Source organism: Massilia sp. CT11-108, assembly GCF_047302915.1.
In the GTDB taxonomy this organism is placed as follows: domain Bacteria; phylum Pseudomonadota; class Gammaproteobacteria; order Burkholderiales; family Burkholderiaceae_D; genus Telluria; species Telluria orientalis.
Map to the genome: position 1 here is coordinate 1 of NZ_JBKYMO010000049.1, position 20059 is coordinate 20059.

Here is a 20059-nt window from a genome sequence, read left to right on the forward strand (position 1 = left end):
GCACGTGCGCGCCATCGTGGCCGCGCACGTGCCGTTCGGCTGGACGTGGTTGCTCGCGAATCTCGCGCTCGCGGGGCTGGCGTGGGGTTCGACCTTGCTGCCGCATGCAGCCAGTCCGCAAGCTGCCGCTCATGCGGCCGGCCGTCCGGTAGCGGCAGCCGCAACGCACGCGGGACTGGTCGTGAAACTGGCGCCGCCGTCGTACACGGGCGTGGCGCCATGGGAGTCTCCGCCGAAGGATGCGCAGGTGCCCGAGCAGACCGCGGTCGAATGGTGCCTGGACGACCTACAGAAGGCGGATGAAACCATCGAACTGAGCGACGGCCAGACCCTGCACGCGGGATCCGCTTGCGCGCGCTGGACGGCGACGGAATCCATCTTCTGGCGCTGGCGCGGCACGCGCTACACCCTGAAGGTGATCCCGGACCAGCCGCCGGAAATCGCCGTCACGCAGCCGAACGACATGACGAAAGACCTGCCGCGCGATGCGAAGAGCGCAGCCATCGCGGTGACCGTCACCGACGACTACCGCGTCCAGCAGGCCACGCTGCACCTCACGCTGGCGCGCGGCAGCGGCGAAAACATCCGCTTCAGCGACCGCGAACTGCCGCTGCCCGCGTCGAGCGACCCGCGCCGGCGCAGCTGGACGAAGGACTGGCTGCTGACGGACCTCGGCATGGAGCCGGGCGACGAGCTGTACTTCTTCGTGCGCGCGAGCGACAACGCGGCGCGGCCGCACACGGTGCAGTCGCCCACCTACACGCTGCGCCTGCCCGCGCCGCCGTCGGAACAGGCGGAAGAGACGACGGCGCTGCCCACGCTCGTCAAGCCGGAAAGCCTGCGCAGCCAGCGCCAGGTGATCATCGACACGGAGCAGCTGGTGGCCGACATGCGGTCGAAAAAGATGCGCGACGATGAAGTGCGCGAGCGCAGCGAAAGCATTGCGTCCGACCAGGCCGCGCTGCGCCGCCGCTACGGCCAGTTCCTCGGCGAGGAATCCACGTTGTTCGGCAAGGACGACGATCATGACGATGATCATGGTCACGGCGCGGGCGCCAAGCTCGACGTGCTGCACGAGTTCGGCCACGCGCACGACTCGGTCGAGAACGCGACCCTGTTCGACGACGCGACGAAAAAGCTGCTGCGGCGCGCGCTGTCCGCGATGTGGGACGCGGAAAAGGCGCTGCGCGCCATCACGCCGAAGACCGCGCTGCCGCCCGAGTACAAGGCGCTGGAAGCGATCAAGGAATTGCAGCAGTCGGAACGCATCTATCTGCACAAGACGGCGTTCGCGCCGCCGGCCATCAAGGAGGACAAGCGCATGAGCGGCGACATGGCCGGCGCGGCGAGCTACAAGCGCGCGCAGGCCGGCGCCGCGGAGATCGTGCCGGCGAACCTGCGCGACCTCGTGCAGGCGCTCGGCCACGACGGTCCGCTGCCCGCGCTGTGGACGCGCACGGCGCACGACTGGGTACGCGAACGGATCACGGACGACGAGCAGCGGCTCGCGGCGCAGCGGGCGATCCAGGACGTGGCCGACGGCAAGCCGGCCGCGCGTGCGCAACTGGCCGCGTGGCTGCGCGGGGGCGTGACGGATGCACCGGTGCTGCTGCAGGCGCGGCCCGTCGTCGAGACGCCGTTCGCGAAGGCGCTGCGGGCAGGCGAACGATGAGCGCCGTCGCCGCTGTCCTCATCGGCGTGCTGGCCGCGCTCGCGTATGCCGCGCGCCGGCGCTGGATCGATGCCGTGCTCGCGCTGGTCGCGGGCGTGGCGCTGGCGGGTACGGTCGGCGAATTCGCGTTGCCGGGCGAGGCGGGGGCCACGCTGACGGTCGATGCGGCCGACCCGCCACGCACGCTGGCCGGCGTGCGCACGTTGCTCCTGTCCAGCGACGGCCTGCGCGCGGCCGAATGGGACGACCTGCCGGCCCGTCCGCTCGACTGGAAAAAGCCGGATACGCCGGCCATCGATCTCGACTTCCCCCGCACGATCGCGCTCGGCCGCGTGTTCACGTTGAAAGTGCACCGCTCGTGGTCCGCGCCCGGCCGCCTGCAACTGCTGGCGGAGAACGGTCAAGTACTGGCCGAAGCGAAGGGAGACACGGACCTCGCCGTGCAATGGCTGCCGCCCGTCGCGGAACGGCTCGTGTTGAAGGCGCGCCTGCAGGACGCCGCGGGCAAGGTCGTCGACGAAGGGCCCGTGCCGTTCACGGTGACGGATCCCGCGCCGCTGCAGGTGCGGGGACGGTTCGGCGCGCCGTCGTTCGACCTGCGCGTGCTGGACGACCTGCTCGCGGCCAGCGGCGCCGTCATCGACTGGCAGGTCGAACTGGGTAAAGGACTGGAACGTGGCGAGACGGCGCGCGCGGAGATGGACAAGCCCGAGCTGGAGATCGTCGACGCGGCCTGGTTCGAGCGGGCCGGCGCCGCCACCCGCGACGCGCTGCTGGCGCGCGTGGCCGGCGGTACGCGGCTGCTCGTGCTGGGCGCGAATGCACGCGATGCCGGCACGTGGGCGCGCAGCGTGCAATTGCCGCTGGCGCCGCAGCCGGCCAACAAGACCATCGGCACGGTGCTGCCGATGGCGTCCGGCGGCTTGAATCCGGCCGGTGACCGCATCGGCGAGTGGACCGGCAAGGACGGCTTGTGGACGCGCGACTGGAAAGACGGCCGCATCGCCTGGCTGGGCGTGGGCGACTGGCACCGTCATGCGATCGCGCAGCCGCGCCAACTGGCGCTGTGGTGGCAGGACGTTCTCGACCGCCTGCGCGTGCAGCGCCGCGCGGACGTCGCATGGCTCGATCCGGAGGAGATGCCGCTGCCGCACCGGCGCCTGGCAGTCTGCGCGCGCGGCGTGAGCGGCACCGTGACCATCGCTGAGTTGAAACAGACGCTCGCCTGGCAGCGCCGCCCAGAATATGTGGATGCCGCCTGCGTGGCCGTGTGGCCGGCGGCCAGCGGCTGGCTGCATGTGCAGACGGGCACGAACGACGGCCAGGTGTACGTGTATGCGCCGGGCGACTGGCCATTGTGGCAACGCAGCGAACGCCGTGCGGCGACGGAGAATTATGCGGCGCGCACGCCGGCGCCGGTCGCGCCGGGCACGCAGCGGATGCCCGTGTGGCCGTTCGGCGTCGTGTTCGCGCTGGCGCTGCTGGCCTTGTGGTGGCGCGAACGGCGCTGAATTTGCCAACCCGTCGGCAGGATTTTTGGGAACGTGCGATGATCGTTCATCGTCCTTCGAGCCACTGCCGCCATGTCTGAATCCGCCCCACGTCACCCCGACGGCCGTTTCCGCAACGTCGTCCCGCGCCGCCGCCAGGGCATCATGGAGATGCTGGCGCTGTTCTGGAAAGTGTCGACGACGAAGCCGAAGACGGCGGTGCCCGACCAGCCGCTGCCCGTGCAGCCGGTGACAAGGGCCGACATCGAATCCGCGCCCGACGCGAGCCTGTGGCGCCTGGGCCATTCGACGATGCTGTTCAAGCTCGCCGGCCGCTACTGGCTCACGGACCCCGTGTTTTCCGAGCGCGCGGCGCCGGTGCAGTGGGCCGGTCCGAAGCGTTTTCACGCGCCGCCGATCGGCATCGAGGCGCTGCCGCAGCTCGCCGGCGTGATCCTGTCGCACGACCATTACGACCATCTGGATTACGACAGCATCAAGCGTCTGATTCCCAAGGCCGACCAGTTCATCGCACCGCTGGGCGTGGGCGACCGCATCGTGCGCTGGGGCGTCGACGCGGCGAAGGTGCGCCAGCTCGACTGGTGGCAGTCGACCGACGTGGAAGGGTTGCGCCTGACGGCGGCGCCGTCGCGGCATTTCTCGGGACGGAGCCTGAGCGACGGCGACCGCACGTTATGGGTGTCGTGGGTGATCGAGGCGCCCGGACTGAAGCTGTTCTTCAGCGGCGACACGGGCTACCACGACGACTTCAAGACCATCGGCGAGCGTTTCGGCCCGTTCGACGTGACGTTTGTCGAAAACGGCGCCTACAACGCGATGTGGCCCGAGGTGCACATGCTGCCCGAGGAGACGCTGCAGGCGCACCTGGACCTGCGCGGGCGCTGGCTGGTCCCCGTCCACAACGGCACGTTCGACCTGGCGCTGCACCCGTGGTACGAACCGTTCGAGCGCATCGCCGATCTTGCGCGCGCGGCCGGCGTGAAGCTGGCGACGCCGATGATGGGCGAGCGCCTCGCGCTCGCGCAGCCGCAGGAAGGCGCCGACTGGTGGCGCGAGGCGATGCCCGCGCCGGCCCTGCCGCTCACGCACCCGGCGCGCTGACCACCAGCTTGCGCTTGCCGTTCGGCGCCAGCGGGATATCGCTTTCTTCCTGCAAGGTGATGTCGAACCGGTCGCCCCCGCGGCGCCGCTGGGCGTCGAGCAGGAATGCGCGCTGGGCGGCATCGAGCGGGCCGTGGCGTCCCACCACCGCGAGGACGATCTCGCCGGGCCGCCGCTGGCGCACCTGGTACAGGCGCACGACGTCCCACGTGGCTTCGTCGATGACGATGGAGAGGCCGGGGATGCGGTTGCCGGCGCGGTCGATCAGGAATTCCTGCGCGCGCCCGTCGATGGCGGCGCAGCGGCCGCCCGCGTCGATCACGCCGTAGTCGCCCGTGCGGTAGCGGATCAGCGGCATCACGTCGTTCCACAGCGACGTACCGACGATTTCCGCGCGCTCGCCGTCCCAGCGGTTTTCCGACCAGCCGTACAGGGGCTGGAAGCGATAGTCCGCGCCCGCAAGCCCGGTGCACGTGGCGAAGGCCAGGTTCGTGCGCTCCGACAGGCCGTAGTTGAGCGAGACGGGGCAATCGAACAGCCGGCGCAGCGCCGCGAGTTGCGCGGGCGTGACTGGCTCGGACGCCAGCAGCACGGCGCGCACGCGGAAACCCAGGTCGCGGGGATCGAGCAGTTCGGCCAGCGCCGCCGCGGAGCTGGGATACGCGTGCACGTAGTCCGGGCGGAAGCGGTCGAGCGCATCGAGGATGGCGGCGCGGTGCGCGGCGCCGACGTGGTAGGGCGACAGCATCAGGCGGTTGCCGGCCACGCGCACCGGCGGCTCGTGCGCGTGGCGGCGTGCATCGGCGCCGCTGCGCAGGATGCGCGATTTGTCGAACGAGAAGCCGAAGCGCCCCCCCGCGTGCGCAAAGAAGGCTTTTTCGATGTCGGCCAGGCGCTTGTTGCGCCACATGCCGATGCCCTGGCCGGACGAGCCGCCGCTCGTCGCGTACAGCAGCCGGCGCGGGTCGAGGCGGCTGTCGAGGAAGTCACGCTGCCGCGCCATCACTTCGTCCTTGGTCAGCCAGGGAAAGGCGGCCAGCACCTCGGCGAGCGGTTCGTGCGCCGCCTCGGCGGGGCTGACGCGCACGGTGCGGCGGTAGTGCGGCACGTGCGCGAGCGCGTGCACGAGGATGCGGCGCAGGCGGCGCCGCGCGAGTGTATCGACGGCCGCGGCGTCGCCGGCGAGCAGTGCGCGCAGGCGGAAATAGTCCGGGTGGTACAGCAGGCGGGCCGGAAGATACGGGCGCCACGCGTAATAGCGGCGCGCCAGCCAGCCGTACAGGGCGGCGCGCTCAAGCATCGAGCAGGCGCCGGAAGTCGGCCGGCGACGCGTCGCCGAGCCCGAGGCTCGCCAAGGTGCGCGCCTCGGGGTCGCTGCGGAAATCGCGGTCGAGCAGGCCTTCGGCGATCACGATCAGCGCATCCGCCACCGGCGTCGGCACGTCCATCAGGCGGCCGATCGAGGACAGCAGGGCGAGGCCCATCGGCACGTCTTCCGTGATGAAGCGCGTCTCCATGCTGGCCGGTCCTTTCGGGCCGCCTTCCCGCGCGTAGCGGCGGAACACGGCCAGCGCGGGTTCGTCCAGGTCGTCGGCGTTGCGGAAGCGGCACTCGTCGAAATACGGCGACGGCCGCCCGCCCGTGGCCGCGATGACGGCGTTCTTTTCAGCGTCGAGCCGCGCCAGCAGGCGCAGGACCGAGGGCGTAAACGCTTCGCGGTACATCCAGAATTCGCCTTCCGCGTATTCGATGCGGCTGGCCGACAGCAGCGTGCCGATCGTGTGCACGACGAGGTTCGGATTGTGCAGCGCGGATTCGACCACGTTGGTGCGGGTCGCGACATAGGTCGGGAACAAACGGGCCGCGCGGGCGAGACCTTCGGCCGCGCGGGTCCGCGGCACGAAGGCCAGCGCGTTGCGCACGTTGCGGAACAGGATGTCGACGGTGCCCGGGGCGACGAGGCGCGCGTCGTACGGCAGGCTTTCGCCTTCCGCCAGCAGGAACCCGGCGCGGGCCTGCCAGGGCAGGAAGTGGAACGACCCCAGGTAGCCGGGCGCCAGCAGCACGAGCGGGCGGCCGTCGAGCCGGGGGCCGATCAGCGCGGCGACGTGCGGGTGGCACTGCGTCTGCGTGGTGACGACGACGGCGTCGGGCGCGATGTCGAAGGCCTCGTCCGGATCGCGTGTGGCGAGTGCCAGTGCGGCCGTCCGCGGTGTGCCGGCGCCGGCCCTGCCGTTCACCGTGATCGTGCGCGTTGCGGCGACCGCGTCGAAGTTCTCGTCATGCAGCGCGCGCGACGTCTTGAGCAGGGCGACACGGTGGCCATCCAGCGCCAGCAGGGCCCCGAGCGCGCAGCCGGCATTACCGGCGCCAACCATTAACACGTTCATGCTTGAGCCTCATCAGAATCGTCGATGACGTTTCATGACAATGCCCATTACTCTTTTGGTTGAGTTGCGCTGGCTCAGTCGTATGCGCCGCGCATGAGGGAACTATTTGCGGTAGCGGTAGGTCTGGAGGGGGCCGTCCGGGAAGCTGACGGTTTCGGCGGCGATGGCCCCGGCTTTCAGTGCGACGCGGCGCGACGCCTCGTTGCCGGGCTTGATCAGGCTGATCAACGACTTCATGCCGAGCGTGCCGAACGCGACGTCGCGCACGGCCCGCGCCGCTTCCGTGGCGAGACCGCGTCCGCGCAGCGCGGGCACGATCATCCAGCCCAGTTCCGCTTCGTCCCACCCGGCCGGATGGAACAGGCCGACGCGGCCGACGAAGCTGCCGTCGGCGGGATCTTCGAGCATCCACGCGCCGTAGCCGCGCATCTGCCAGTGCCCGATCAGCATGGCGAGGTGCAGCCAGGCGTCCGTCCGGTCGAGCGGGCGGCCCTGGCCGATGTAGCGCATCGTGTACGGGTCGGCATGCAGGGCGGCGAATGCCCCCGCGTGGCGGGCTGCCGGGACGACCAGTTGCAGGCGCGCGGTGCGCAGGAGCGAGATGTCGGTGGCCATGCCCCATGCTAGCCCGAGCCGGGCCGGGGCCGGCGCACGATCAGCCCGCGTGGTCGCGCATCCACTCCTTCAACCCGTTGACCCAGCCCTTGGCCGGCAGGTTGTAGCGCCGCTTGATGTCGGCCGCGCGCTCGTACAGCACGGCGAAGTCGATCAGGGGCGCGTCCTTGAACGCGACGACGACGATGTTGGCGTCGTGGACCTCGGGCAGCCAGACGACGGCGTCGAACGCGTCGCGCATCGCATCGAGGTTCTTGTCGTAGTTGGAAAAATCGCCGAACACGTTGGCGGTCATGATGCCGCCATCCTTCAGGCAGGCGGCGCACGCGGCGTAGAACTCGGGCGTATCGAGCACGGGGCCGCGCGCTTCCTCGTCGTACAGGTCGACCTGCAGCACGTCCACCGTGCCGTGGTTGGCGTCGTCCATCACGAAGTCCAGCGCGTCCATCTCGCGCACGTCCAGGCGGTCGTCGTCGGGCCCCAGGCCGAAGTGTTCGCGGCAGATGGCGATCACGTTCGGATTCAGCTCGACGGCAGTCACGCGCGCCTGCGGAAAGCGCTGGTGGCAGAACTTCGTCAGCGCGGCGCTGCCGAGGCCCAGCTGCACGATACGGCGCGGATTCGGCAGGAACAGCATCCACATCATCATCATCTGGACGTATTCCAGTTCGATCGCATCGGGGCGCGCCAGCCGCATCGCGCCCTGCACCCACGAGGTGCCGAGGTGCAGCGAGCGCACGCCTTCGAATTCAGTGATCGTGGCCGGCGGGTGGCCGGGCCGGGCGAAGCGGGGATCCCTGGCGTTGGTCATTACGGCAGCGACCACGCGTACTGGACGGGCTGCCACGCCGCGACCGTATGGCCGTTCTTCAGCGCGGGCTTGAAGCGGCACAGCCGGAGCGCGGCTTCGGCGGCGTGGTCGAGGATCGCGTAACCGCTCGACTTGAGCAGGCGCGATTCGCGCACGGTGCCGTCGCTGCCGACCAGGAAGGCCATCATCGACACGCCGCTCATGCGCGCCTGCAGCGCTTCCTGCGGATAGACGGGCGGCGCGCAATGCTGGCCCGGCACCTGCTGCTGCGGCGGTTGCTGCGGCTGCGCGGGCGCGGAGGCCGTACGGGTGGCAGGGGACTGGACGCAGCCGGCCAACAGCGCCAGCGCGGTCATGCAAAACAAAGGTAGTCGGATCATTCTTCGCGTACTCCAACGTCGACGAAACCGGGAGTATCGCACGATCGTGCGCTTTCGCGGCAAATTCGGGGTCAGAGCACATTATAAATGGTCGATGCGCTCAACGTCGCCTATTGTGCGGGTAAGTACGAGGAACGGCGATCAATGCGCGGGACGGCGCCGGAAGAAAGGGACCTGACCCCGAATCTGAGCAATTTCCTAAAACCGGGCTCTGACCCCGAAGTGTCGAGTTCAGGCGGGCAGGATCAGGGTGACGGCCAGGCCGCCGCCCTCGCGGTTACCGAGGGTGATGCGGCCGCCGTGGGCTTCGGCGATTTCGCGCGCCAGCGCCAGGCCGAGGCCCGTGCCGCTGCGCTTCGTCGAGTAGAACGGGACGAGGGCGTTCGTCAGCACGGCGTCGTTCATGCCCGTGCCGCGGTCGAATACGTCGATGCGGACGACGTCTTGTACTCGCTTGATGTGCAGTTCGACGTCTTCCGGGCGGGAGCCGGATTCGTGCGCGTTCTTCAGCAGGTTGAGGAGGGCCTGCTCCATCTGCGCGCGGTCGATGTGCGCCGGAGATTCCGGCAGTTCGCCGCCGAGGCGGAACGCCACCTGGTCCGCCAGGCCGGCCACGAAATCGGCCCAGGCGATCGTCTCCAGGCGCGGTGCCGGCAGCTTGGCGAAGCGCGCGTAGCCGAGGATGAAACTCTCCAGGTGGCGCGTGCGTTCGCCGATGGTCTGCAGGATCTGCGGCAGGCGCTCCGTCTGGCCGCGCCGCACGAGCTCCGTGCCGGAATGGGCGAGCGATGCGAGCGGGGCCAGCGAGTTGTTCAACTCGTGGCTGATGACGCGGATGACTTTTTTCCACGTCTGCACTTCCTGGCGCCGCAGTTCGGCCGTCAGCTGGCGCAGCAGCAGCAGTTCGTGGCGCCGGCCGTTCAGGCTGAAGTTGCGGCGGGCGAGGTGATAGACCTCTTCCTCTTCGCCGTCGCCGGCCGTGAAGAGGCCATCGCCGCCGCGCGCCAGTGCTTCCACGAGGGCCGGCGTTTTTTGCAGCACGTCGTGCAGCGCGTGGCCTTCCAGCTTATGACCCTCGAACAGCAGCTGGCGCGCGGCCACGTTCGCGTAGACGACAACGCGTACATTGCGGTCGGCGGCGCCCGGCGGCTCCGTCACGAGCAGCATGGCGACGGGCGTGTTCTGCACCATCGTGTCGAGCAGCAGTTCGCGCTGCACGAGGTCCAGTCTCTGCTCGCGCAGCACTTCGCCCAGCGCGTTGTGGGCGGCGATGAGGTCCGACAGTTCGTCGTTCTGCGGCCAGTGCAGGCTGAACGAAAAATCGCCGTCGCGGTAGCTGGTGACCGTGCCCTCCAACGCGCGGAACAGCGACAGGATCGGCTGCACCTGCGAGCGCAGCGTGATGATGGATATCGGCACGACGCACAGCAAACAGATGCCCAGCACCGCGAGCGGACGGCCCGGCAGCAGATGGTCGAGCGCCAGCGCGATGATGATCCCGACCGCCAGCAGCGTGCCGACGAGGGCCGACCAGCGCGTGACGAGCGACAGCCGGAATTTCATACGGTGCGGGCGATGCCCAACCGCTCCATGCGGCGATACAGGGCCTGGCGCGACAGCCCGAGTTCCGCCGCCGCCTGCGCGATCACGCCGCCCGCGCGTGCGAGCGCCTGCGTGATGGCGTCACGGTCCGGCTCCGCGTCGAGCGCGACATGGGCCGGCAGCGGCAGGCCGAGGTCGGGCGCCTTGATCACGTCGCCCTGGGCCAGCAGGCTCGCACGCGCCATCACGTTCTTCAGCTCACGCACGTTGCCCGGCCAGTTGTGCGCGAGCAGGGCGGCTTCCGCGCCCGGATGCAGGGTCTTGCCGCGCGGGAGAAAGGCGTGCGCCAGCGGCAGGATGTCGCCGGGACGCGCGGCCAGCGCCGGCAGCTTCAGTTCGATCACGTTCAGGCGGTAATACAAATCTTCGCGGAAGGTGCCGGCGCGGATCATCGCCGCGAGGTCCGCGTTCGTCGCGCTGATCACGCGTACTTTCACCTGGCGCTCGCGGTTGGAGCCGAGGCGTTCGAAGCGCCCCGTCTCCAGCACGCGCAGGAGTTTCATCTGCCCGGCCAGCGGCAGGTTGCCGATCTCGTCGAGGAACAAGGTGCCGCCGTCGGCCGCCTCGAACTTGCCTTCGCGCGCCTTCGAGGCGCCCGTGTACGCACCCGCGTCGGCGCCGAACAGCTCCGCCTCGATCAGTTCCGACGGCAGCGCGCCGCAGTTCAGCACGACGAACGGACCGTCGCGAACCATCGAATTCGCCTGGATGATTTCGGCGATGCGTTCCTTGCCCGTGCCGTTCGGTCCCGTGATCAGGATCGGCACGTCGGCGCGCGCCACCTGGCAGGCGAGGCTCAGCACGCGTTCCGTCGCGGGGTCGGCCCACACGAGGCCGCGCAGGTCGAACTGCTGTTCCAGTTCGCGCCGCGCGCGGCGTTCGCGCTGCAGGCGCTGGCCCAGCGCGCGGTTGGCCTGTCCCAGTTCGATCAGGTTCGTCACCGTCGCCAGCAGGCGGTCGTCGTTCCACGGCTTCGACAGGTAATCGGCGGCGCCGGCCTTGATCAGGTCGACGGCCGCGTCCAGGTGCGTCCACGCCGTCAGCAGGATCACCGGCAGGTCCGGATACAGCTTGCGGATCTCGCGGAACAGCGCCACCCCTTCCTCGCCCGACGTGGTGTCGGCCGTGAAGTTCATGTCCTGGATGACGAGATCGACGGGCTCGCGCGCGAGGAGGGCAAGCCCTTCCTCGGGCGAGGCGGCGCGCAGCGAGCCGATGTCGTGCAGCGAAAACAGGACGTCGAGCGCGATGCCGACGGCGGCGTTGTCATCGATGATCAGTACGGTAGGCATGCCCGCTAGCATATCACTGCCGGGTCACACGCTGCGCGTCGCGGTGGCCGGCGAAATGCTGGCCGCGCGCCATGCCGGACCGTAGGCCGCCGCCACGCCCAGCAGCCAGAAGCCGAGGGCGCCGAACACGAGATAGCCGGCCGGCAGGCGCGCCATCTCCAGCTTGCTGACGAGGAGCTGGTTCAACGCGAGGCCCAGCGCCACGCCGCCGAACACGCCGGCGCTCGTGATCATGAAGTTCTCCGTGATGAAGTAGCGCAGGATGTCGGTCTTCTTCGCGCCCAGCGCGCGCCGCACGCCGATCTGCTTGCGGCGCTGGGTGACCCACAGGCTGGCCATGCCGACGATGCCGCTGGCGGTGATCAGGAGGAGGAGCACGCTCACCGTGACGAGCATCCACTGCAGCGCGACGTCGGCGCGGTAGCGGTCCTTGCGGTCGTCGTCGACGGTCTTCATCTTCGTGATCATCGGCGTGGCCGACGACTTGCGCAGCGCGTCTTCCACTTCCTTCATCACCCGGTCGCGCTGGCCAGGTTCGGTACGGATCGCGTACAGGACCACCGGTTCGCTGCCGTACAGGCGCGCCGGCATGATCACCGACTGCTCGCCCCGTTCGCCGACTTCGCCGTGGGCGCTCATCAGGGCCTGGACGACACCGACCACCTGCACGCCGCGGGCATCCTTGCCGGTGCCGAAGTACATGGTCTTGCCGACGGCCGGCTGCTCCGGCCACAGTTTGTCGGCCAGCGGTTTCGTCAGGATGACCTGGGGCGGTGGTTCGGCCGTCGTGTCCTCGTTCACGTCGAGGAGCTCGGCCGGCAGGAAGTCGCGGCCCTCGACCAGCTTCAGGCCGAAGGTCTGCACGAGCGAGTCGCCGGAAACGAACTGCGAGGCGACGGCGCTCGGCTTGTCCTGGCGGTCGTTGACGGCCACGCTCGTGTTGCTGCCGCTGCGCGACAGCGGCATCTGGCTGACGTGGGCGACCGACGCGACGCCGGCCACGGCGCGCAGCACGGCGGTCTGGCGCTTGATGTTGGCCAGCCGCTGCTCCGGCGTGTCGTTCGACAGGTTGCGCACCGTGATGTAGAACGTCGAGTGCTCGTCGGCCAGGCCGGACGGCCGCGCGGCGACGGCGCGCCGCTCGTTGACGATGTGGGCCGCGTTGGCCAGGATCGCGAGGCTCAGGGCGACCTGCAGCGCGACGAGGATCGGGCCGGTCTTGTTGCGCAGGAGTGCGGACAGGATGGGGCGGATTTCCATGGCGGTTCTCCTTTACTGTGATTTCAGCTGGATGGCGGGCGTGACCTGGCAGGCGCGCCAGGTCGGCAACAGGCCGGCGAGGACGGCGGCCCCGACCGACATCACGAAGGTCACGATCAGCATCTCCCAGTCCATGTGGGCCACGGCGGCCGTCTGCTTGCCCTGCATGGAGATCAGGGCCAGCGCGCCGAACGCGAGGACGAGTCCCAGCACGCCGCCGACGAGGCCCACGACGCCGGTCTCGATGAGGAACTGGCGGAAGATGTCGGCACGCGAGGCGCCCAGCGCGCGGCGCACGCCGATCTCGGACGCACGCACCGAGAATTTCGCCAGCAGCAGGCCGACGGTGTTCACGAGGCACAGCACGAGGAAGCCGAACGCGAGCCACGTCTGCAGCTTGCTGTCCTTGCCGACGACCTTCGTGAACACGAGCCACTCCGGCACGTCGTACAGGCGGTTCACGGCGTTGCGCTTCAGGCGGCCCAGCTTGCGCTGGTCGGCCGCGTAGTTGTCGAGCCAGGCCTGCAGGTCGGCGCGGTCGCTCGCCGCCGCCGTTTCGAACCATACCGTGATCCACGTGCACTCCGATGCCAGGCGCGCGGCGAACCCGGCGCCCGGATTGCCCGAGCAGCTCATGCTGCCGTTGTGCGTGACTTCGTGGCGGATCGACGTCGTGAACGGGATGAAGAATTCCTCGCCGGCGCCGTAGCGCACGCCGCCGTTCAGGCGATAGAAGCGCGGCAGCGGCATCCAGTTGTCGATCACGCCCACGATGGTGAACGGGAAGCCCATCAGCATGACGCGCTGGCCGACGGGGTTGGCGTCGCCGTACAGTTTTTCCGCGATCTCGCGGCTGAGGACCACGACGTCGGCGCCGCGCGCCTCGTCCTGTTCCGTCCAGGCCTGGCCGTGGAGGAAGGGCACGTCGAACATGGCGAAGAAGTCGCGCGTGGGCGCGAGGCCGGACAGGTTGAACGGCTGGATGTCCGTGCGTGGCGGCTGGATCGGCGCGGAGACGCCGTACAGCGCCGTGCGGCGCACGCCCTGGCCGCCTTTTACCAGATTGACGGCGTCCTTGTAGCTGATCTGGATGTCGTCCGGATCCTCGCCCGGCGTGTAGCCCTCGACCGGGCCGTTGTCGATCAGCGGCACGAACAGCCGGGTGCTCTTCTGCGGGATCGGGTCGCTCGACATCATGTGCAGGATCGTCAGCGTGGACACGCTCGCGGCCACGCCGACGGCCAGCGTCAGCACCATCAGCGCGGTGAGGGCAGGGTTGCGGCGCAGGCTGCGCACGCCGAGCCTGAAGTAATAGCCGAACATGGTGCGCTCCTTATGCGGTGACCGTGGCGGACTTCGTGTCGACCAGCGTCGGGCCGCGGCGCACGAGGTCCGACACCTGGCCGTCGATGATGTGCACGTTGCGCGTGGTGCGCACCGCGAGTTCCGGATCGTGCGTGACCATCAGGATCGTCGTGCCGGCCGCGTTGATTTCTTCCAGCAGTTCCATCACGCCGCGCGCCATCTGCGTGTCGAGGTTGCCGGTCGGTTCGTCCGCCAGCAGCAGTTTCGGCGAGCCCGCGAGCGCGCGCGCGATGGCCACACGCTGCTGCTGGCCGCCGGACAGCTCGGCCGGATAATGCTTCATGCGCGACGCCAGGCCGACTTTCGCCAGCGCGTCCTCGATGCGCTTCTTGCGCTCGGCCGCGTTGAAGCCGCGGTAGCGCAGCGGGACGTCGACGTTGTCGTACAGGTCCAGGTCGGGAATCAGGTTGAAACCCTGGAAGATGAAGCCCAGCTTTTCGTTGCGCAGGCGCGAGCGGGCGTTGTCGTTTAGGCCCTTCACGTTGACGCCGTCGAGGATGTACTCGCCGGACGTGAATTCCTCGAGCAGGCCGGCGATGTTGAGGAAGCTCGTCTTGCCCGAGCCGGACGGGCCGGTCACGGTGACGAACTCGCCTTCGCGGACTTCGATCTCGAAGCCGCGCAGCGCGTGCGTCTCGATCATGTGGGTGCGGTACACCTTGCTCAAATTGGTCATGCGCAGCATGGCTGTTCCTTTGGGTTGGGTTACTGATTGATCGAGATGCGTTGCGCGTTATTGAAGGCGTCGGTGCCGGCCACCACCACTTTGTCGCCCTGCTTCAGGCCCGAGACGATTTCGACGGCCGACATGCTGGTGGCGCCCATGCGGATCGGCGTGCGCACGGCGATCCCGTCGCGCACGACGTAGGCATAGCGTCCGCCCTCGCTTTCGACGAACGGGCCGCGCGCCACCATCAGCACGTTCGGGCGTTCCTCGATGAGCAGGCGCGCCGTCACGCGCTGGCTCTGGCGCAGGCCCTTCGGCTGTTCGCCGTCGAAGCGCACGCGCGCCAGCACCATGCTTTTCACGACTTCCGGCGACAGCGCCGACAACTTGCCCGTCGCCGTGCCCGAGGGCAGCGTGACCTCGGCGTTCATGCCCAGGCCCAGGTCGGCCGCATACGTCTCCGGCACCTCGATCTCGACCTCGAGCTTCGACAGGTCGACGAGCGTCATCAGCGGCGCGTTCGCGGCGACGATCATGCGGTCCTGCACGTTCAGGGTGCCGATGAAACCGTCGACGGGCGCGCGCACGGTCAGCTCGTCGACGCGGCGCTGCGCTTCTTCCATCGACAGCCGGGCGCGTTCCAGGTCGTTCAGCTTCGTCTTGATCGCGAGCGCGACGTCCTCGCCTTCCAGCAGCGCGGCCTGCGAGGCGTGCTTCGCGCGGATCTGCGCGGACTGCACCGCGTCCTTCGCCTTCTGGTAATCGATCTTCGCGATGATGCCCAGCTGGCCCACGCTGTCGTAGCGCTCCAGGGTGCGCTGGGCGGACAGGCGGTCGATCTCGGCGGTGTCGGCCTCTTTCTGCGCCAGCAGCTTCTGCTTGCGCGACAGGATCTGCTGGCGTGCCACCTCGGCCTTCAGGCCTTCGTACGCGGACGTCTCGCGTTTCAGCACGTCCGCCAGGTCGGGCGATTCGAGCACGGCCAGCACTTGCCCCTTCTTGACCGTGTCGCCGGCCGCGACCTTCAGGTTGACGGTGGCGGGGGCCTTGGCATACAGGGTCGGGCTGACGGCGGCGACGACGCGGCCGTTGACGGAGGCGTCGCGCACGAGCGTGCCGCGCGTGACCTCGGCGATGCGCAGGCGCGACGCGCTGACGGACGCCTCGCTGCCGCGCCACGTCGACACGAGGCCCGCGCACAGTGCGGCCACCAGCACGGCGCTGCCGATCCAGAGCGCGCGGCGCTTCAGCTTGTGGCCCGGGGGCGGGGCGATGACGGCGTCTTGTTGTGATGTATCGCGGATCATGATGTGGACACGGGTTGTGGACAGTGTCGTATTTGCATGATCCATGCCAGCCGCTAAGCCATTGATTTCATTGGCGCGGACAGCGGACACCGCCGCGTCCGCGACTGTCCGGGGGCAGTGTGGGCGGACAGTGCGGACGGTCTTGATGTCCGGACAGATTCGGAGTCAGAGCACATTTTCTGAAATCGAGCCGTCGATTTGGCCGACATTGCCTGCCCGTAGCGAGGTAAAAGACAGGCGTTGGCGAAGACGCCAAAAAATAATGTGCTCTGACCCCGAATTTGGGAAATTTCCAAATATCGGGGTCTGATCCCGGCTGTCAGGCAGCCTGTCGTGACAGGTACGCACGCCACCCGCCGAACACGCTGATGTCGGTGGCGCCCGCGATGGCGGCCGGCTCGCAGATGAAGCCCTTGACCCAGCTGCCGTCCGCCAGTTCGAGCGAGCCGATGCCCAGCGGCGCCGGGATCTCGGCCACGAATTCGCCGAAGCGGCGCAGCGGCAGTTCCCACACTTCGACCTCGATCGCCGCGCCGTCGCGGTCGACCCGCGCCAGGCCCGGCTTGGACGGCGTCGTGCCCGGCAGCGCGTACAGGCGGTAGTGCGGCGCCGTGTGCGTGGCCGCCACCTTGCGCGCGCCCCGTTCCAGCAGCTGCCAGTTCAGCGGCTGGCCCGCCAGGTGCGCGCCGACGACCGCCACCTGCACCGTCGGTTCGGCGAACGGCAGCGGGTCGGCGGCCAGCGCAGCGGCCTCCGCGCCGTCCAGCAGAGCCGCGGCGGCGGTCGCGAGCAGGTGGTCGCTGCCGGTGGAGCCGATCAAGGTGACGCCGGCCGGCAGGCCGTCTGGCCGCGCCGTTCCCGGCACGGCCAGCGCGGCCATGTCGAAGAAGTTCACGAAGTTCGTGTAATACCCCAGTTGCGCATTCAGTTCCACCGGGCGTTCCAGCACGTCGGCGATGCGCGGCATGGTCGGCGTAGTGGGCACCAGCAGGAAGTCGTAGCCCGCGAGGCTGTCATCGGCCGCGCGGCGCAGCGCCGCCAGCCGGTACTGGCCCTTGAACGCATCCGTGGCGTCGTACTCCCTGGCCTGCTCGATGATGCCGGCCACCACCGGATGCGCGGCGTCCGGTTGCGCGTCGATGAAGGCGCCGACGGCGGCGTGCCGCTCCGCGACCCACGGGCCCTGGTACAGCAGGGCGGCGGCGTCGCGGAACGGCGTGTAGTCGACGGTGCCGAACGTGCAGCCGGGGAGGTCGCGCAGGCGCGCCAGGGTCGCCTCGAATGCGGCTTGCGCGGCGGCGTCGCCGAAGAATTCCAGCTGCGCGGGCACGGCGATGCGATAGCCGCGCCGGCGCACGCCCTGCGGCGCAATGCGGCGCGAATACGGGTCGAGCGCATCGTACCCGGCCGCGGCCTGCACGACCTTCCACGCGTCGGCCACGCTCGCCGCGAACACGGAGACACAATCGAGCATGCGGCACGCCGGCACCACGCCGCGCGTCGAGAGCAGCCCGCGTGTGGGCTTGAGGCCGACGATGCCGTTCAGGCCAGCCGGCACGCGGCCGGAGCCGGCCGTGTCCGTGCCGAGCGCGAAGCCGGCCATGCCCAGCGCCACGGCGACGGCGGAGCCGGAACTGGAGCCGCCCGACACGTAATCCGGATCGACCGCGTTGCGCACGGCGCCGTACGGCGAGCGCGTGCCGACGAGGCCCGTCGCGAACTGGTCCAGGTTCGTCTTCCCGACCAGCAGGGCGCCGGCCGCGACGAGTCGTTGCACCACCGGCGCCGATGCGTCCGGCACGTAGGCGTAGGCAGGGCAGGCGGCCGTGGTGGGCATGCCCGCCACGTCGATGTTGTCCTTGACGGCGAACGGGATGCCCAGCAGCGGCAGGCGCGCCAGCGCGGCGGCGCCTTCGGCCGCCAGCATGGCGTCGAGCGCGCGGGCCTGTGCGCGCAGCGCGGCGTCGTCCACGCGGCTGATCCAGATCTCGGGGCGGTCCGCGGCGGCGATGCGGGCCAGTACCTGCTCGATGCAGCGGCTTGGCGTCGATGCGCCGCCCAGGTAGCCGGCGTGGATGTCGGTGATCGTCATGATGTCTCGCATAAGAGGGTCAGAAGGCGTAGCCGAGGGTGGCCAGCAGGCGGTTGCCCTGCTTGACGCCGTAGCGGTTGTCGCCGCCGAGGAGGCCTTGCAGGCCCCAGGTAAAACCGGCGCCGAGCGGCTGCGTGAAGCCGACGGTCAGGTGGCGCCAGCCGCCCGACGCCGGCGCGCCGCCCGCGAAGCAGCCGTTGACGATGAAGCTCGTGCCGGCCGGGCAGCGCGTGCCGGTCAGCGTGTCGACCGTGCCCAGGTAGCGGCCTTCCTTGTGGTACGTGTAGAAACCGAGCGTGGCGGACAGGGTGATGTCGTGCGGGAGCGGCTGGCTCGCGGCCAGCGTCCAGTAGGTGTCGCCCCGGTTGCCCCAGACGACGTCCTTGAGCAGGGTCTGCGCCGTCACGCTGAACGGGCCGTAGCTGGCGCCCAGCTTGGTCTCGAGCGCGTTGGCGTGTTCGCCGTTGATGTAGTAATAGCCTGTCAGGCCGACCGTGTAGCCGATGTCGCCCACCTTGCCGTTGTAGCCGCCGTAGACGTCGTTCTCGATCGATTTCTTGTGCTGGAAGTCGGCGATGCCGCGGTCGGCATACGATTCGCCCAGGCGTTTGTACGAGTAGTTGATCTGCGACGCCCAGTAGCCGAGGAAGAAGCCGGACGGGTCGTTCCAGTCCACGCCCCATTGCAGCGCGGGCTGGTCCGACTCGGGCGCGTCGGCGCCGGCGTTGCCCAGGCCCGGCAGGCCGGGGCCATAGGTCGAGCTGACGCCGCGCAGGATGTATTTGCTGACCAGGTCGACGTGGCCGGTGAACGCGGGCGCGTCGTCGGCCCAGGCGGCGCCGGAACACAGCAGGGTGGCAATGGCGAGGATGATCTTCTTGTCGTGCATGCGGGACTCCTTGTAGGGGATGGGTTGCGGATTCAGGATGCGGCCGTGAAGACCGCGATGCGCTGGCCGGCGGCGACGGGCTTGCCCTCGGCGACGAGCCATTCGTCCAGCACGCCGTCGGCGGTGGCGACGACGGGGATTTCCATCTTCATCGATTCGAAGATCGCCAGCGTCTCGCCCTCGCGCACGGCGGCGCCGGGCGGCACGACGATCTTCCACACGCTGCCGGGAACCACGGCGGACAGGTACTGGCTGCCGTCGGGCAGGTCGGCCAGCGCGCCCGCATCGAGCGTCGCTTCCTCGCTGACCCATTCGGCCTGGCCGCTCGTGCGCCACCGTTCGCGCTCGGCCTCGAACGCGGCCTGCTGGCGCGTCTTGAACGCGGCGATGGCGTCCGCTTCGCGCGCCAGGAACGCGTTGTAGTCGGCCAGCGAGAACGTCGTTTCCTCGATGCGCACGTCGAAGCGGCCGAGCGGGAAGTCGCGGCGGTGCTCGAGCAGGCGGTCTTCCGTCACCTCGTAGAAGCGGATCTGGTCGAAGAAGCGCAGCAGCCACGGTTTGCCGTCGCGGAAGCTGGCCGTCTGGCGGTAGCGGTTCCACATCTGCACCGTGCGGCCGACGAACTGGTAGCCGCCCGGGCCTTCCATGCCGTACACGCACAGGTAGGCGCCGCCGATGCCGACCGCGTTTTCCGGCGTCCATGTGCGCGCCGGGTTGTACTTGGTCGTCACGAGGCGGTGGCGCGGGTCGACCGGCGTCGCGACCGGCGCGCCCAGGTAGACGTCGCCCAGGCCCAGCACCATGTAGCTCGCCTTGAACACGACGTCGTACACGTCGCGGATCGAGTCCAGGCCGTTGATGCGGCGGATGAATTCGATGTTGCTGGGGCACCAGGGCGCGTCCGGGCGCACGGTCGTCTCGTACTTCTGGATCGCGAGGCGCGTCTGCGTGTCGTTCCAGGCGAGCGGCAGGTGCACGATGCGCGACGGGACCACCATGTCCTCCACGGGGCCCTGCGCCGCCAGCAGCGCGCCGATCCGCTCCAGCAGGCGCGCGGCGCCCAGGCGGCGATGGTCGAAGTGGACCTGCAGCGAGCGGATGCCGG

Annotated in this window: 17 protein-coding genes; 3 read left to right on the plus strand and 14 right to left on the minus strand. The window is 69.3% G+C overall.

The window, feature by feature from the left end:
* The 3 genes from ACEN88_RS07005 to ACEN88_RS07015 all read left to right on the plus strand — a co-directional run.
* Positions 1–1672: DUF4175 family protein (locus ACEN88_RS07005; protein WP_413338222.1), on the plus strand; the 1672-nt coding region annotated here is incomplete at its 5' end.
* Entirely contained in the window at positions 1669–3183 is a 1515-nt protein-coding gene (locus ACEN88_RS07010) for a hypothetical protein (protein WP_413338224.1), read from the plus strand. The genes ACEN88_RS07005 and ACEN88_RS07010, both read left to right, overlap by 4 nt.
* A gap of 72 nt (positions 3184–3255) precedes the next feature.
* The gene (locus ACEN88_RS07015) at positions 3256–4284 is read left to right on the plus strand and encodes an MBL fold metallo-hydrolase (protein ID WP_413338226.1); all 1029 of its coding nucleotides are present in this window, start codon (positions 3256–3258) and stop codon (positions 4282–4284) included.
* On the opposite strand, the gene ACEN88_RS07020 is transcribed toward ACEN88_RS07015, so the two are convergent.
* The 14 genes from ACEN88_RS07020 to ACEN88_RS07085 all read right to left on the minus strand — a co-directional run.
* Positions 4265–5584 carry an AMP-binding protein gene (locus ACEN88_RS07020; RefSeq protein ID WP_413338228.1) on the minus strand — a complete coding sequence of 440 codons (1320 nt, stop codon included), beginning with the start codon at positions 5582–5584 and terminating at the stop codon, positions 4265–4267. The genes ACEN88_RS07015 and ACEN88_RS07020 overlap by 20 nt on opposite strands.
* Positions 5577–6674: an NAD/NADP octopine/nopaline dehydrogenase family protein gene (locus ACEN88_RS07025; protein WP_413338230.1), complete on the minus strand. Its 1098-nt coding sequence runs from the start codon at positions 6672–6674 to the stop codon at positions 5577–5579. The genes ACEN88_RS07020 and ACEN88_RS07025 overlap by 8 nt, the downstream gene beginning before the upstream one ends.
* A 102-nt stretch (positions 6675–6776) precedes the next feature.
* Positions 6777–7289, minus strand: coding sequence for a GNAT family N-acetyltransferase (locus ACEN88_RS07030; RefSeq protein WP_413338232.1), 513 nt, complete (start codon positions 7287–7289; stop codon positions 6777–6779).
* 40 nt (positions 7290–7329) lie between these two features.
* Positions 7330–8100 carry a methyltransferase domain-containing protein gene (locus tag ACEN88_RS07035; protein WP_413338234.1) on the minus strand — a complete coding sequence of 257 codons (771 nt, stop codon included), beginning with the start codon at positions 8098–8100 and terminating at the stop codon, positions 7330–7332.
* Positions 8100–8456, minus strand: a complete 357-nt coding sequence (locus ACEN88_RS07040; protein ID WP_413338236.1) for an energy transducer TonB — start codon at positions 8454–8456, stop codon at positions 8100–8102. Before ACEN88_RS07040 ends, ACEN88_RS07035 begins: the two co-directional genes overlap by 1 nt.
* A gap of 255 nt (positions 8457–8711) precedes the next feature.
* Entirely contained in the window at positions 8712–10043 is a 1332-nt protein-coding gene (locus ACEN88_RS07045) for a sensor histidine kinase (protein WP_413338238.1), read from the minus strand.
* Entirely contained in the window at positions 10040–11374 is a 1335-nt protein-coding gene (locus ACEN88_RS07050) for a sigma-54-dependent transcriptional regulator (RefSeq protein ID WP_413338240.1), read from the minus strand. Before ACEN88_RS07050 ends, ACEN88_RS07045 begins: the two co-directional genes overlap by 4 nt.
* 24 nt (positions 11375–11398) lie before the next feature.
* The gene (locus ACEN88_RS07055) at positions 11399–12634 is read right to left on the minus strand and encodes an ABC transporter permease (RefSeq protein WP_413338242.1); all 1236 of its coding nucleotides are present in this window, start codon (positions 12632–12634) and stop codon (positions 11399–11401) included.
* Between the two features lie 12 nt (positions 12635–12646).
* Positions 12647–13957 carry an ABC transporter permease gene (locus tag ACEN88_RS07060; RefSeq protein WP_413338244.1) on the minus strand — a complete coding sequence of 437 codons (1311 nt, stop codon included), beginning with the start codon at positions 13955–13957 and terminating at the stop codon, positions 12647–12649.
* A 10-nt stretch (positions 13958–13967) separates the two neighbouring features.
* Positions 13968–14684: an ABC transporter ATP-binding protein gene (locus tag ACEN88_RS07065; protein ID WP_413338246.1), complete on the minus strand. Its 717-nt coding sequence runs from the start codon at positions 14682–14684 to the stop codon at positions 13968–13970.
* A 20-nt stretch (positions 14685–14704) separates the two neighbouring features.
* Positions 14705–15973, minus strand: coding sequence for an efflux RND transporter periplasmic adaptor subunit (locus ACEN88_RS07070; RefSeq protein ID WP_413338248.1), 1269 nt, complete (start codon positions 15971–15973; stop codon positions 14705–14707).
* A 319-nt stretch (positions 15974–16292) separates the two neighbouring features.
* The gene (gene atzF / locus ACEN88_RS07075) at positions 16293–18065 is read right to left on the minus strand and encodes an allophanate hydrolase (RefSeq protein WP_413338250.1); all 1773 of its coding nucleotides are present in this window, start codon (positions 18063–18065) and stop codon (positions 16293–16295) included.
* A 19-nt stretch (positions 18066–18084) separates the two neighbouring features.
* On the minus strand, positions 18085–18954 hold the full coding sequence (locus ACEN88_RS07080; RefSeq protein ID WP_413338252.1) for a TorF family putative porin: 870 nt from the start codon (positions 18952–18954) through the stop codon (positions 18085–18087).
* Between the two features lie 32 nt (positions 18955–18986).
* Positions 18987–20059: carboxyltransferase domain-containing protein (locus ACEN88_RS07085; RefSeq protein ID WP_413338254.1), on the minus strand; the 1073-nt coding region annotated here is incomplete at its 5' end.